This is a genomic window from Microcoleus sp. bin38.metabat.b11b12b14.051 (genome assembly GCF_013299165.1).
GTDB lineage: Bacteria > Cyanobacteriota > Cyanobacteriia > Cyanobacteriales > Microcoleaceae > Microcoleus.
The window spans coordinates 52,943-66,396 of record NZ_JAAFKD010000019.1; the positions used below are offsets into that span (position 1 = coordinate 52,943).

11 protein-coding genes are annotated in these 13,454 nt (G+C 45.9%); 3 read left to right on the forward strand and 8 right to left on the reverse strand.

What is annotated here, in order from left to right:
* The first annotated feature begins 115 nt into the window (after positions 1-115).
* Complete coding sequence (locus QZW47_RS19840; RefSeq protein ID WP_293130207.1) at positions 116-907, forward strand: hypothetical protein; 792 nt, start codon at positions 116-118, stop codon at positions 905-907.
* A gap of 29 nt (positions 908-936) precedes the next feature.
* Here QZW47_RS19840 and glmU read toward each other — a convergent pair whose 3' ends face one another.
* Positions 937-2,313, reverse strand: a complete 1,377-nt coding sequence (gene glmU, locus QZW47_RS19845; protein ID WP_293130210.1) for a bifunctional UDP-N-acetylglucosamine diphosphorylase/glucosamine-1-phosphate N-acetyltransferase GlmU — start codon at positions 2,311-2,313, stop codon at positions 937-939.
* A 449-nt stretch (positions 2,314-2,762) separates the two neighbouring features.
* Here glmU and QZW47_RS19850 point away from each other — a divergent pair, with 449 nt between their 5' ends.
* Together QZW47_RS19850 and QZW47_RS19855 are read left to right on the forward strand one after the other, a co-directional pair.
* Complete coding sequence (locus QZW47_RS19850) at positions 2,763-3,764, forward strand: hypothetical protein (protein ID WP_293130213.1); 1,002 nt, start codon at positions 2,763-2,765, stop codon at positions 3,762-3,764.
* 227 nt (positions 3,765-3,991) lie between these two features.
* Positions 3,992-4,816, forward strand: a complete 825-nt coding sequence (locus QZW47_RS19855) for a sulfurtransferase (RefSeq protein WP_293130216.1) — start codon at positions 3,992-3,994, stop codon at positions 4,814-4,816.
* A gap of 223 nt (positions 4,817-5,039) precedes the next feature.
* On the opposite strand, the gene QZW47_RS19860 is transcribed toward QZW47_RS19855, so the two are convergent.
* From QZW47_RS19860 to rfaE2, 7 genes are all read right to left on the reverse strand, one after another.
* Positions 5,040-6,512 (reverse strand): MBOAT family protein, encoded by a 1,473-nt coding sequence (locus QZW47_RS19860; protein WP_293130219.1) that lies wholly within the window; start codon positions 6,510-6,512, stop codon positions 5,040-5,042.
* Positions 6,513-7,123: 611 nt separating this feature from the next.
* The gene (locus tag QZW47_RS19865) at positions 7,124-8,842 is read right to left on the reverse strand and encodes an ATP-binding protein (RefSeq protein WP_293130222.1); all 1,719 of its coding nucleotides are present in this window, start codon (positions 8,840-8,842) and stop codon (positions 7,124-7,126) included.
* A 43-nt stretch (positions 8,843-8,885) separates the two neighbouring features.
* Positions 8,886-9,905 (reverse strand): ATP-binding SpoIIE family protein phosphatase, encoded by a 1,020-nt coding sequence (locus QZW47_RS19870; protein WP_293130225.1) that lies wholly within the window; start codon positions 9,903-9,905, stop codon positions 8,886-8,888.
* A gap of 330 nt (positions 9,906-10,235) precedes the next feature.
* Entirely contained in the window at positions 10,236-10,634 is a 399-nt protein-coding gene (locus tag QZW47_RS19875; RefSeq protein WP_293130228.1) for an anti-sigma regulatory factor, read from the reverse strand.
* 214 nt (positions 10,635-10,848) lie between these two features.
* Positions 10,849-11,226: an STAS domain-containing protein gene (locus QZW47_RS19880; RefSeq protein WP_293130231.1), complete on the reverse strand. Its 378-nt coding sequence runs from the start codon at positions 11,224-11,226 to the stop codon at positions 10,849-10,851.
* A gap of 156 nt (positions 11,227-11,382) precedes the next feature.
* Positions 11,383-12,327, reverse strand: a complete 945-nt coding sequence (locus QZW47_RS19885; RefSeq protein ID WP_293130234.1) for an STAS domain-containing protein — start codon at positions 12,325-12,327, stop codon at positions 11,383-11,385.
* Positions 12,328-12,344: 17 nt separating this feature from the next.
* A complete protein-coding gene (rfaE2, locus tag QZW47_RS19890; protein WP_293130371.1) occupies positions 12,345-12,863 on the reverse strand; it encodes a D-glycero-beta-D-manno-heptose 1-phosphate adenylyltransferase in 519 nt (172 codons plus the stop codon).
* Positions 12,864-13,454: the final 591 nt, after the last annotated feature.

Below are 13,454 nucleotides of genomic sequence, written 5' to 3' on the forward strand. Positions count from 1 at the left end.
ATGAAAATAGTCATGGCATAGGACTACTTCAAATAATATATAAGTTAACAATTGGGCGGAGATGGGTCAGCAAGTCGATCGGTGGTAGCAATTTTGGAGTTAAAGGCTAAAATAAATGAAAATAATCAAGCAGACAGCAGATGAACTAATCATTCAGACTAAAAGCATATTAGATTTTTGGTTGGCTAGTTGTTTATTAATGACATTTGGACTGATCGGGCTGACTTTTGACTATCATGCAGTAACACTTAGCTGCGAGCGATCGCACCAAAAGCAAGGAAATTGCCAGTTGGTACGATCGCACTTACTGGGATCGAACATCCAAGAAATTCAGCTTGCTACGTTGCAGGGAGCTAAAGTAGAAAGATTGGGCTACAAAAGCAGAGTTATACTTGTGACTTCTGTTGGCGATGTTCCTTTCAGTGCTAACTCTACTAACTGGGGGAATAAAGACGCTGCTGCTTCGGACATTAATTTTTTTGTTAAAAACGCAAAATCTCGCTTGCTGCGCTTAAGCCAAGACGATCGCTTTTTGGGATGGACAGGAGGCATATTTTTGCTCGCAGGAGTCGGAGTCATCGCCTTGGGAAATAAAGAAACCTACAGCTTCGATGGAAGTTCAAACACCTTGACTGTTAAACGGCGGGGTTTGTTGGGGCGTACAGTAATGCAACGCTGTCTGGGCGACATTTATGGGGTGGAAGTCGATCGCACCATAGATCGGGATCATGATATTTGGTATCAAGTGAGATTGTTAGTTTGTGGAGGAGATCGCATATCCCTTCCCCAGACAATGAACCCCTACGAGCAAGTAGAAATGACCAAAGCGATTAACAACTATCTGCACGCGCGATCGCTCCAAGGTGTTTGTAGTGAGGATTTTAGTTGCAAACCTTCTGCGGACTAAAGTCCTCACTACAAACCTAGTTATTTGTTTCAATCTTTCAACTTCCAACCGGGTTTGACAACTTGCCGCGATCGGGCAATTACTAAAGAGTCATTTGGGACATCTTCTGTTACGACAGAACCTGCGGCTACGGTAACATCTTCTGCCAAAGTTATTGGTGCCACCAGCACGCTGTTGGCACCGATTTTAGTTCGATCGCCTATTTGAGTTTTGTGCTTGTTTTTGCCATCATAATTGGCGGTAATTGTCCCAGCACCGATGTTGACTTTTTCTCCCAAAGTTGCGTCGCCTAAATAAGATAAGTGAGCGACATTAGTTCGATCGCCAATTTGAGCATTTTTCAATTCGACAAAATTGCCGACGCGACAGTTCGCACCTATTTGCGCGTGTCCCCGCAGGTGTGCGTAGGGGCCAATTCGGGAATTTTCAGCCACCATACTATCAGAAATTACTGAATAAAGCACAGTCACATTTTCTGCAATTTGACTGTTTTCAATCAAACTACCGGGCCCGATGCGACTCCCAGAGGCGATCGAAGTTTTCCCCCGCAGATGGGTTTGCGGTTCAATTACCACATCCGGCTGCAACTCTACGGTATCGTCAATCGTGATGCTGTGCGGATCGAGCAGCGTCACGCCCGCCGTCATCCACTTGTCTTTTACCCGCGCTTGCAAAATATCAGAAGCTGTGGCTAAATGTTTGCGATCGTTAATTCCCAAGATTTCTTGATAATCTTCAACATCCACCGCCATGACGGGAGACAGGATACTTACGGTATCAGTTAAGTAATATTCTTTTTGGTCATTGTCTGCTTTCAAATCTGGCAAAATTTTCTCTAAATGCGGCCAGTGAAAACAGTAAACACCTGCATTAATTCGCTGATTTTTCCTTTGAGCTGTTGTGCAGTCGCGGTCTTCGACAATTTGCTGCACTAAGTTTTGACTGTCGGTAAATACTCGCCCATATCCTTGGGGATTCGGCAAATTAGCTGTCAATATAGTAGCAGAGTTTTGGTGCTGTTGGTGAATTGCCATCAATTGTTTGATTGTTTCTGCTCTTAGCAAAGGTACATCGCCATTTAAAACCAGCAAATCTCCTGGAAATCCCTTTAAATGAGGTAACAATTGCTGGATGGCGTGGCCGGTTCCCAATTGTTCAGTTTGTTCGACAAATTCTAGGGGAGGAAATTCGGAACTTTCGGGTATTTCTTGACTTCTCAGGAGGGCTTCTTTAACAAGTTCTCCTCGATAACCGACGATGACAAGCCGCCGGGAAATTTCAATTTCTTGACAACTTTGGAGGACTCGCTCAACTAGGGTTCGCCCGCCCAACTCGTGTAGAACTTTGGGTAAGTCAGATTTCATGCGCGTGCCGCGTCCAGCAGCTAAAATTGCTATTGCTATCATTGTGCGATCGAGCTATTTGCTATAAAAACTAGAATATTGACTAAATGATGATATCACTCGCTGTCTGTCGGTGGTGGTGCGATCGCACAATTTTTTAATCTCCGATCTCAAATCCTGGCGTACAGCGTCTTTTTCGGGCCGGATGTCCGTTTGAGGCGCTACGGTTGTGGTATCTGGAGTTGCGCGCCCGGTATCAAATTTCTGAAGACTGAAGTCCTTACTAAGAACCGAACTCAGGTTCGATCGTTCGGACTTCAGTCCTTCCCCAAGGGACGCGACGGAGACGGAGAGAGATTATTTGCATCTTTGGGGTTGAATTTACCGAGATAGATTATACTATTCGTTGAATTTCAGTTATGGTGTTTTTAACTCAAAAAAACTATTAGTTGCTCATTCCTCCTTCTTCCTTCTTCCTTCTTCCTTCTTCCTTCTTCATCAGGTGTCCAGCTATGACTGAGCTTAATTTTCCGGAACTTGCCAAGCAGGGAAATCCACAGGCGATCGCATCTTGGCTCAACAGCAAGTTACAATCAGAAGGCATCGCAGCCTCCGCGAATCTCGACGGCGACTGTTTGGATGTAATTCTGGAGGCCGAGGAAGTACCGAAAGAAGATAAATTAGTTGATTTTGTCCGCGATGAACTGGCGAATTTGCAGCCGGAGGCGATTCGGAAAGTGAAGGTGCAGGGGCGAGAAAGCGGTGAGATTGCGGCTGCTTGGAGTCAGGAGTTTAGTTTGGAGAGCAGCATTTTGGCACCACAGAGATTTGCAGGAGAATCCGTCTCAAATATTGCGGTTGCTAATGTGGACGATCGCACAGAAACGGAAAGTAATATGGATGAAGAGAAATCGCCAGAATTGGCTGCATTTGAGAAGCGGCTGCGATCGACTTTCATTGTAGTCGGGCTGGTGACGGGTATGTTGGCCCTAGCCGTGGTGGCTTTTGTCAGCAAGATTTTGAACCAGCAGCCAGCAACTGCTCTGAAGAATCCAGATGAAACAGCCAATGTAGCAACTGTAGCGGATACTTTTTTTCGAGATGCAGTTAACAGCGCAGTCAAAGCAGCAGAGTTAGGGCGAGCAGCAAAAACCAAGCAAGATTGGACGATCGTTGCCGATCGCTGGCAAGAAGCAGTATCGTTGATGAGAAGAGTACCCGTGTCTAGCGCCAACCACGAACTAGCTCAGACAAAAGTAATCGAGTATCAGAAATATCTGCTTTACGCTCAAGAATCAGCAGTAAATCCCCCGCCGCCAGAGCCAACTCCTGCAACACCCAAAAAAGCCGAGCCTGAGAAAGCAACTCCCAAGAAAGCTAATTCTGAAAAAGCCGAGCCTGAGAAAGAAACTCCCAAGAAAGCTAATTCTGAAAAAGCCGAACCTGAGAAAGAAACTCCCAAAAAAGCTAATTCTGAAAAAGCCGAACCGGAGAAAGTAACTCCTTCCCGATAGATTAGTCCTAGAAACACCGTTCATAAACCCGGTTTTTACGAACAATTTCGTTACAGCCCACATAAAAGTAATATCATGTCCCGTCGATTAAAATCACAACAAAAACAGTTCGTTCGTAGTGCGGACTTCAGTCCGCTCTTATCCTGCGGACTGAAGTCCGCACTACGAACCTTACTGATTGCGTTCAATCGACCGGACATGATGTCAAACCCCAAAATTAAATAGTTATGACTGACAACAGTTTAATCATTTCGTCTGAATGGTTGGTAGCCAATACCGCAAATCCGCAAGTTGTAATTATTGACTGTCGGTTTTCCCTCGCTGACCCAGAATTGGGAGAAAAACAATATCAAGAAAGTCACATTCCCGGAGCTTTCTATTTAGATTTAAATCGGGATATCGCGAGTGCAGTTGGCGCGCACGGCGGCAGACATCCGCTACCAAACATTGAAGAATTAGCTGATAAATTGAGCGCAATCGGTATTAATTCAGCAGAAACTTTAGTCGTGGCTTATGACGATTCGCGGCTGGCTTTTGCATCTCGTTTGTGGTGGCTGCTGCGATATATGGGACACAGCAAAGTCGCTTTGTTAGACGGCGGTTTCAGCGCGTGGAAAGCGACGGGATATCCGGTAACAAATACTTTGTCAGAACCCCGCGAGGGTAAATTAGTGGTGAAATTGCAGCCTGATATGGCGGTTGATATTGAGGCTGTAAAAGAGCGCAAAGACCTACCGAACACGGTTTTGGTTGATTCGCGAGAAAGCGAGAGATACGAGGGCTTGCGGGAGCCGATCGACCCGATCGCAGGTCACATTCCGGGTGCTGTCAACTACCCTTGGCAAGCGGTGACGGATGAAACTCGAAAAGTGCGATCGACCTCCGAACAAAAACAGCGGTGGGCGGAAGTAGAAACAGCCGAAGAAATCATCGTTTACTGCGGTTCCGGCGTGACAGCTTGCGTAAATTTACTCTCCTTAGAAATCGCCGGAATTCCCGATGCTAAACTCTATGTCGGTAGCTGGAGTGATTGGTGTTCCTATCAATTGTAGGGTGCGTACCAAAGCACCAATAATATCAAATCCCATTGCATCGTCTTGTATTCATCTCTATCTTCTCTCTCTGCGCCCTCTGCGCTCTCTGCGGTTAAATCATTCCGATACAACCGGAAACGATATAAGATTTGGCGGTTGAAACCACATTTATACAACATTTTTTTCAACCCACACCCGGTGAATTTTGTATGTACAGACGCGGTTTCAACCGCCCCGTTTCCTAAAAATCGAAATAAATATAAGGTAAACCGCCATCGGGAGCCAACACCCAAACTGCATACAAACAAATCGGCACTAATACCAATTTTACAGGCCAATTTAACTCCAACTTCAAACCCCGACTCAGCGCATAATTCCCCAGCATTGCGACAGCCACAGCCGCCAACATCCAAGTTAAATGCACTCTTTCCAAACCCAAAGCTTCCACATAAACTTTATTTGCAAACTGTGCGTCAGCAGGGTATCCCCACAAATGCGAAATCGCCCATCCCGAATTCTTTAAATCAGGAAGCCGGAAAAATATCCAACTACCAAAAACCATCGTTTGAGTTAACAGCCAACCGATCGCCATTCCGATCGGATTTTCCCACAAAAACTCGATCCGCAACTTCTTAAAAGTCACATCCGTCACCCGGTGCACCGCCAAAGCCAAACCGTGCAAACCTCCCCACACTACAAATCCCCAAGCCGCCCCGTGCCAAATTCCGGCAATTAACATGACAACAGACAAATTAAGACAAGTGCGCCACAAACCGACGCGCGAACCTCCCAGCGGAAAATACAAATAATTTCGCAGCCAATCCCCCAAAGTCATGTGCCAGCGCCGCCAAAAATCAGCGATGCTGGTACTAAAATAAGGAAAATCAAAATTTGGTGGCAAATACCAACCCAGCAGTAAAGCAGTACCGCGCGCCATGTCAACGTAGCCGCTAAAATCGAGATAAAGTTGCAGCCCGTAAGCAAAAATCGCCAGCCACAAATCCTCGCTTCCCGCGCGCTGCAAGTTGGTAAAGCTTAAATCGACATAAATTCCCAAGTTGTCGGCGAAAAGACCTTTTTTTACTGCACCGAAGGCGATCGTCCAAAGTGCCTCAGAAATGCGATCGGGCGTCGGAAAATTCTGGGATTTGAGTTGATAAATCAAGTTGTGATAGCGAGTAATCGGGCCAGAAATCAGTTTCGCAAAAAACAACTTGTAAGCAGCAAAGTGCAGCAGCGAAGTAGCCGCCGGCGCCCCTCGGTACACGTCAATCAAATAAGCAATGCACTCAAAGCAAAAGAAACTCAATCCCAAGGGTGCAACTACGTGAGTTTTCACCCAGTTAGCGCTGTCGAGAGCAACTGGCCAATTTAACAAAGTGCCGATCGAATTCAAGAAAAAAGGCACATATTTAAAACCCAGCAGCAGCAACACATTCAGCCCAATTCCCAGCCACAGCAGCAACCAACGGCGCCGATTCCAAGATTCATTAGCAATCCGCCAATCCAGAGGTTCCCCGATCGCCATCGCCAAGCAATAATTAAACACTACACCTACTAACAGCAGAGGAATGTACCAAATTTGCAGCGAAGCATAAAAAATCAGACTTCCCGCCAGCATGACAAATAGCCGCCACCACCGCAGGGGAACCAACCAGTAAGCCGCAAACAAAACTAATAGAAACAGGGCATATTGAAGGGAGATGAAAGTCATGCAATTTTGGATTTTAGATTTTAGATTTTAGATTTTAGATGTTACAAAACTCATGGGATTTTAGATTTAAGATTTAAGATTTTACAAAAGTCATCCGATTTTAGATTTTCGATTGCAGTATTTGTAGGGTGCGTCGCCTTCGACAAGCCCTTGCATAAAAATTGACTTTTCCAGTAGCGACGCACCTTAGCCCTTGCTAAAAACTTTGCTACTACATAATTATTGGGTTTGTTTGCACTCCGCGAGCGATCGCGCTGGTGCGTCGCTATGAAATTGTCGATTTTTTTGAGAGATGTTGCATGGCGAGGCACCCTGCGGTTAGGACTGAGAACTGCTACATTTTACAGCACAAAGGTTAAATGCTGTTGCAAATTCAATAAACTTTGTCTTTATAGCATCTGTATTCGTAGGGTGCGTCGCCCTCGACAAGCCCTTGCATAAAAATTGATTTTTCGAGTAGCGACGCACCTTAGCTCTTGCTAAAAACTTTTGCTAAAACATAATTATTGGGTTTCTTTGCACCAGCGTGAGCGATCGCGCTGGTGCGTCGCTATAAAATTGTCGATTTTTTTGAGAGATGTTGGATGGCGACGCACCCTACGGTTAGGACTTCACCACCGTTGGCGCCGCCCGTCGCAGTACAATGAATTTCTGGTAGCAAGTCTTTCAGCAAATACCGAAAAACTCTTTTGCTCTTTGACTACCGCAACTTTTGGTGTCCGATCGCGCGCCGGAGGTTGAGAATTGGCGATCGCCCGCCCTGTTTCCTCTGGTTGAGCTGCCGAAATTTCCGTACCTACTGCTGAATCTCCTGCATAGGCGATCGGCAAATTGACCAAAAAAGTCGCACCCACCCCGGGCGAACTTTCTATTTCAATACTTCCTCCCAAAAATTCCGCCATTTTTTTACACAGAGACAATCCCAATCCCGTGCCTTTCACGCCCTTCTGCAAGTGATTTTCCACTTGAACAAATTCTTCAAAAATCCGCGTTTGGTCGGCTGACGAAATGCCAATACCCGTATCAGCCACAGAAAAAGCAACCATTCCCCCCTCTCCCATTTCGGCCGCAACTCGGACTTCTCCGGCTTCGGTAAATTTCAGCGCATTAGAAATCAGATTCCGCAAAATCTGAGCAACTTTTCCCTCGTCGGTGGTAAGGGTTGGAAGTTCCAGAGGCGCTTCAAAAATTAGACTTACGGGCGATTTTTGCGGTAGCAGGGGGCGCATCATTCCCCGCAGCGCGCTGAACAAATCTTCGACTTCAAACTCAGCCACGCGCACAGTTACTTTTCCGGCTTCAACTTTGGCTAAATCTAAGGAATCGTTGACAAGTTCTGCGAGAGATTCGGCGGATTTGCGAATAAAATTTATTTGTTTGTCTTGTTCGGGTGAAAGTTCTCCGTCGAGGCGATTTAACAAGATTTCAGAAATGCTGAGAATTGTGGTTAGTGGAGTGCGAAACTCGTGACTCATGTTGGAGAGAAAGCTGGTTTTGAGTTCGCCCTCTCGCTGGAGAGATTCGGCTTTTTCGTTCAATTCCGCGTAAAGTGCGACGACTCCGCGATTCCTGTCTTCTAGTTCTTGATTTAATTGTACGAGTTCTTCTTGACGCTGGCGGAGTTCGTCTAAAGTGCGAAGCAATTCTTGATTTTGCTGCTGAATTTCCGCATAGGGATCTTCGGGAATTTGGCGCGCTAGTTTGTCAACTAATTGATTTAGTTCGATCGCACTTAGCGCAGGCATCTGCTTAGAAAACTGCTTAATCAATTGTACGGCCGTTCCGCGATCGGGCGCGGAGTCGATTTGCACCTCGTCCATCAACCGTTTTGCTGCTGCTAAACCCATTCCCGCACCAGTTTGCGATCGAAAATTCTGGCCCAACACAGTCTGTAAATCCGCAATTCCCGGCCCGCTGTCAGAAATCCGAGTCCGAAAAACTTGCGGCGATTCCCCTTCCACAATAAATTCTACTTTGCCACCGCCTGCATATTTGAAAGCATTGCGGGCAATCTCGGAAACTGCTGTTGCGATTCGGGTTTGTGATTGGGAGTCGAATCCCAACAACGCGCCGATTTGGCGAGCTCTTTGGCGGACTTGTACGATGTCTTGTTCAAAGCGAACTTCCGTCGTCAGGATTGGGTAAATCATGCCATTAGACCTCTTGCAAAAGTCCTTGTAATCAACATTTCGGACGGGAATTACCCGTCCCAAAAACATCATTTTTTCGGGTTCAATGGGCATCTTGCCCATTCTAGCTATTTTGGTAACAGGTATATTTTTGATTTTTGATGTTCGATTTTCGATCGGGGAATCGCTGATGACTCTCATGGTTTAGAACTCACAAAGCAGTTTCATTCTTGGGGAACTAATATCAAGCTGGTTGTTTTACCTTGGCTACTACAACTGTCATGTCATCCCGAGTCCGTTTGAAGTCTCGGTAGAGTACGGCTGCGATTAAAGCCGGATGTTTCGCCGCCAAACCCGGGTAGCGGTTTAAATCCCACTGCGCCGCCAAACCATCGGAGTGCAGGATTAGCAGGGAATGCGACGACCAAGGATAGACAAATTCTGCTACTTTTTGCATCCGATGTCCAACTGTGCCGTTGTAGGAAACCATGCTGCGGCTTTGGTTATCTGTGAACACTACACCAGTGATGTTACCAACTCCGGCAAAACAAATTGTTTTTTGGGTACGATCGATCAGGGCGATCGCAGCAGCCGCTCCTCTGGTATTTTTTAAAGCAGCGTGAGCCTTCTCTAAAATAGCTTTCGGCCCCAGTTTAGCGTTTTCCCCAAATACCCGCACCGCTTCCTGCGACGCTTCCTCGGCCAAAACCCCGTAGCCGAGCCCGTCAGCAACTAAAATCAGATTTTTGTCCGCGTCATTTTCAACAGCCCAGGAATCGCCACAAATTTGCTCTCCAACTTTCGGCAAGTGGACGACCCCAAATTCCAAGTAATTGCTGTTTTGGCAGGCTTCCCGGCTAATTTGTGCCTGTTCCAGCCGCATTAACAAAGCTGTCCCCAGTTTCGGTACAGAATGAATATCAAAAAAACTAGAGAGCCGTTTGATGGCGCCGAGTCCGGTTCCCGGAGTTCCCGCCGTCGAAAAACCATCGCGCAAACACTGACCAACATTTGCCATTCCCGGCCCTCGGTCTAGCGCTACTATTTCAATGCTATCTCCTGTCGCTGTTTTTACAGTTTGCAGCAAAATTTCTCCTTCGCGGGCGTGTTTGACGAGGTTTTTTGCTGCTTCGGTAATCACAATTGCCACTTTAGCGCGATCGGTCTCGTTAAATCCGACTTCCGTCGCCAAGGCGACAGCAATTCGTCGGGCTTCTCCAACTTGACTTTCTTCTGTTACTGGTATAGCTAGGGCATCGATCATTATCTTGTATTTCTAATATTAAGCTAGCGCGCATTTCAAAAGTCAGTTGTCATTGGTCATTGGTCATTTGTCATTGGTCACTTGTCATTTGTCATTTGTCGTGACCTCAGAAACCGGGTTTCTTAGAATATTTCTCGTCACCAAACCTACAACTCGTAGAAACCCGGTTTCTCCCCCCTAACGAGTCAGCAGTAATTAGTAATCGGTGACACCTCACAAACCCGGTTTCTCCCCTAATGAGTCAGCAGTATAAACCCGGTTTCTTCCTAGATTTCTCCTTACCAAACCCAAAACTCGTAGAAACCCGGTTTCTAGCCCCATCTCCCCATCTCATCTCCAACGGACGATCGCAATTTTAGTCCCCTTACCCACTTTGGAAACAATCTCAAATTCGTGCATCAACCGCTTAGAACCGCTGAGACCCAAACCCAAACCACGATCGGAAGTATAACCGTCAGTCATTGCCAATTCAATGTCTGGAATTCCCGGGCCCTTATCTTCAAATATCAGCCGCAGTCCCTTGCGACTACCTAATTGCAGCGTTTCGAGAGTTACAGTTCCCCCTTTACCGTAGTCTACTGTATTGCGGGCGAGTTCGCTGGCTGCGGTAACAATTTTTGTTTGGTCTACTAAGCCGAATCCCATTGCTACAGCCCAACCGCGCACTTGCTGTCGGACGTGGACTATATCGGAGGACGATCGAATTTCTAGTGTCTCACGTTTTGACATGGCTGCTAATCTACTACAATAGAACTTCTCCACAAAATAGAAGACTTATCCTCATCAACCAAGTTTCCCGTAATAAATCTGGAGTTTGTCAACAAGGTATCTAGAAATAAACCAGGTTTCTTTACAGTCAAAAAAAATGCAACATTGGCAACTCCCAAGCCTTAGGCAGTGTAATTTTAATCTCCAATCGAAAAATGAAATATTGACTGACTGTTTACACTTCTGAATCAGCAGACAAACCCAAGGATTTTCGCAACAAATTCATGCCTTTTTCCACGTTTAAAGCTGTCCGAACACCCGTCAAAGAAAGCCCCAATTCAACCAGCGTAATTGCCACGGCTGGCTGCATTCCCACCACCACTGTTTCCGCATCTAAAAAACGCGACATAGTAGCGATATTGTTGAGAATGCGTCCGATGAAAGAATCTACTATTTCCAGGGAAGAAATTTCAATTAAAACACCTTTAACCCCTGTCTTGACGATGCGGTTTGTCAGGTCGTCTTGCAGCGTTATTGCCAAGCGATCGTGCATATCAACTTGGATTGTCACTAGCAGAAATTCTCCCATTTGCAGGATCGGAATTCTTTCCATTAATTCACCTTTTTTTTAGCCTTGAGTTAGATAAATATTTACGCCTAAACACAATATAGCGGTTATCAATAAGGTAAGCCGACGAGCAATTACCAATTACCAATTACCAATTACCAATTACCAATTACCAATTACCAAAACGCACTATATAAATTTTTATTTTTCCTCTTTAATATTTTTTATAGTTAAACCTTGGCGCTGCAAAGCGACTTTAAAAGCATCGGCTAAAGTCGCTTTTGTCAGAATATCCTGCAAGTCAACTCCCAAATGAACAATGGTTTGAGCGATTTGCGGGCGAATGCCGCTGATGATGCACTCAGTACCCATCAAACGGGCGGCGGCTACAGTTTTTAATAAATGTTGAGCAACTAAAGTGTCAACAGTCGGCACCCCTGTAATGTCTAAAATCGCAAATTCTGAGCCTGTTTCCATAATTTCTTGTAACAGAGTTTCCATGACTATTTGAGTGCGGGCGCTGTCAAGAGTTCCGATCATGGGTAAAGCGAGAATGCCTTGCCAAAGTTTGACTACGGGTGTTGACAATTCGAGCATTTCTTGCTGCTGGCGTTCGATGACTTCTTCGCGAGCTTTGAGAAAGATTTCTGTTACCCAAAGACCGAGCTGGTCTAATAAGCTGGTAGACAGCCATAGTTGTTCGACGAGTGCATCGCGGTTTTGTGTCAATTCGCGACAAAGCCGATCGAACAATGGCTTTTTGAAGCATAAAATAAAACTCGCGATCTCAGAGGGCGTAAAGCCCCTCTGAACGCGCGATCGCGAAACTTCTGCCAACAGCAGCCTCATATTTTCCCACTCGGGTGTCTGGATGTCGCTAAAGTTGCCGTGCTGCGCTGCTATTTGCAGCAATTGCAGGAACTCTTGACACTCGGATCGCAATTCTTTGGCTCTCATCAAGTCGTCCCGCCGCAGCCCGGTGTTTTGCAGTTCTTTGAGCCAGTCTGCTAGCAGCTCAGCTTTGTTTTGTTCGAGGATTGCCGCGATCGTGTTATTGCTTGTGAGTTCCATTAAAATTATCTCCTGCTGAGCAATTGGGATGAAGTTGTACGATCGATCGCACTCTTCGTATTTTGGATGGGGCAACTTCTGAGTTTAACTCACTATTTCCTATTTGCGATCGGGGGCCGGGCGCCTAACTGTAAAATGCGTTTGACGATCGCACTGGTGGAACTCGGAACTTCTATTTCGATCAAGCAAATTTTGCCACCTCCGGCGATAACTGCCGGTGCTTCCGGCAGAGTTTCCAGTTGATAGTCGCCTCCTTTAACGTATATATCAGGCTTCAGGATACCGATCAGTTTAGTGGCGGTAATTTCCGAAAAAATTACTACGGCGTCTACTGGTTTCAGGGCCGCCAAAACTTCGGCTCGCTGATTTTCCGGTACGATCGGGCGGGGCGGCAATCCCGGCTGCTGCGGTTTGAGCGCTTGCACGCTGGCGTCGCTATTCAAGCCCACCACGAGCGATCGCCCCAAAGCTTTTGCCGCCTGCAAATAGCGGACGTGGCCTGCGTGCAGGAGATCGAAGCACCCGTTAGTAAACACGATCGGACGCCAATTATCCGGATCGTTGGCGATCGAGCTTTCAATTTCTCTCAACGTGTAAACACCAGAAATCATTGCATTCACCACCAGCAAATTTGAACGGGGATGAATCATCCTAGCAAGAAATGCGCGACAAAAGCACCTTCGCCTTAACAAATCTACAATTTAAATGAACCCCCAAACATAACCAACTCCCGAGCGCCAAATAAAGCAACGGATTGGCTAAGAGATTTAAAAAAGTTTATGCAGTAAATTTGACTTAATAATTCCCAGAATCAACTTCAAGAATTGACACTAAGAATCACTCCAAATAAACGAATTATTAAGGAACAATATTTGATAAAGTACCTGCTTTGTTGGCGAACCGTTAGAATACTCATCGTTCTGACCGACGCGAAGCGGAGTTATTGTCACCAAGGAAAAGAAGACAATATAAAGAGTTTACAATTGATCCGAGGAATGCTATATCGGTGTATCTGTGACTTTGGTGTCGCGAATAAAGGTAATTGGTACTTGAAGGTTAAAAAGGTGGCCCAATACTTATTTATTTCAGCTTTCTGTGATATCAATTACTATAAGACAGGGGATTTTGTGCCACTGCCACTAGCAGCGGGAGATGTAGGGGGCGAAACCCACCTAAAAGTTACCCTCAGTGTCGATGATTTC

Coding starts and splice junctions, on each gene's coding strand:
- QZW47_RS19880 (WP_293130231.1), bottom strand. CDS start 11,226: ATGGAAAGAATTCCGATCCTGCAAATGGGAGAATTTCTGCTAGTGACA.
- QZW47_RS19865 (WP_293130222.1), bottom strand. CDS start 8,842: ATGAGAGTCATCAGCGATTCCCCGATCGAAAATCGAACATCAAAAATC.
- QZW47_RS19870 (WP_293130225.1), bottom strand. CDS start 9,905: ATGATCGATGCCCTAGCTATACCAGTAACAGAAGAAAGTCAAGTTGGA.
- QZW47_RS19875 (WP_293130228.1), bottom strand. CDS start 10,634: ATGTCAAAACGTGAGACACTAGAAATTCGATCGTCCTCCGATATAGTC.
- QZW47_RS19850 (WP_293130213.1), top strand. CDS start 2,763: ATGACTGAGCTTAATTTTCCGGAACTTGCCAAGCAGGGAAATCCACAG.
- QZW47_RS19860 (WP_293130219.1), bottom strand. CDS start 6,512: ATGACTTTCATCTCCCTTCAATATGCCCTGTTTCTATTAGTTTTGTTT.
- glmU (WP_293130210.1), bottom strand. CDS start 2,313: ATGATAGCAATAGCAATTTTAGCTGCTGGACGCGGCACGCGCATGAAA.
- rfaE2 (WP_293130371.1), bottom strand. CDS start 12,863: ATGATTTCTGGTGTTTACACGTTGAGAGAAATTGAAAGCTCGATCGCC.
- QZW47_RS19855 (WP_293130216.1), top strand. CDS start 3,992: ATGACTGACAACAGTTTAATCATTTCGTCTGAATGGTTGGTAGCCAAT.
- QZW47_RS19840 (WP_293130207.1), top strand. CDS start 116: ATGAAAATAATCAAGCAGACAGCAGATGAACTAATCATTCAGACTAAA.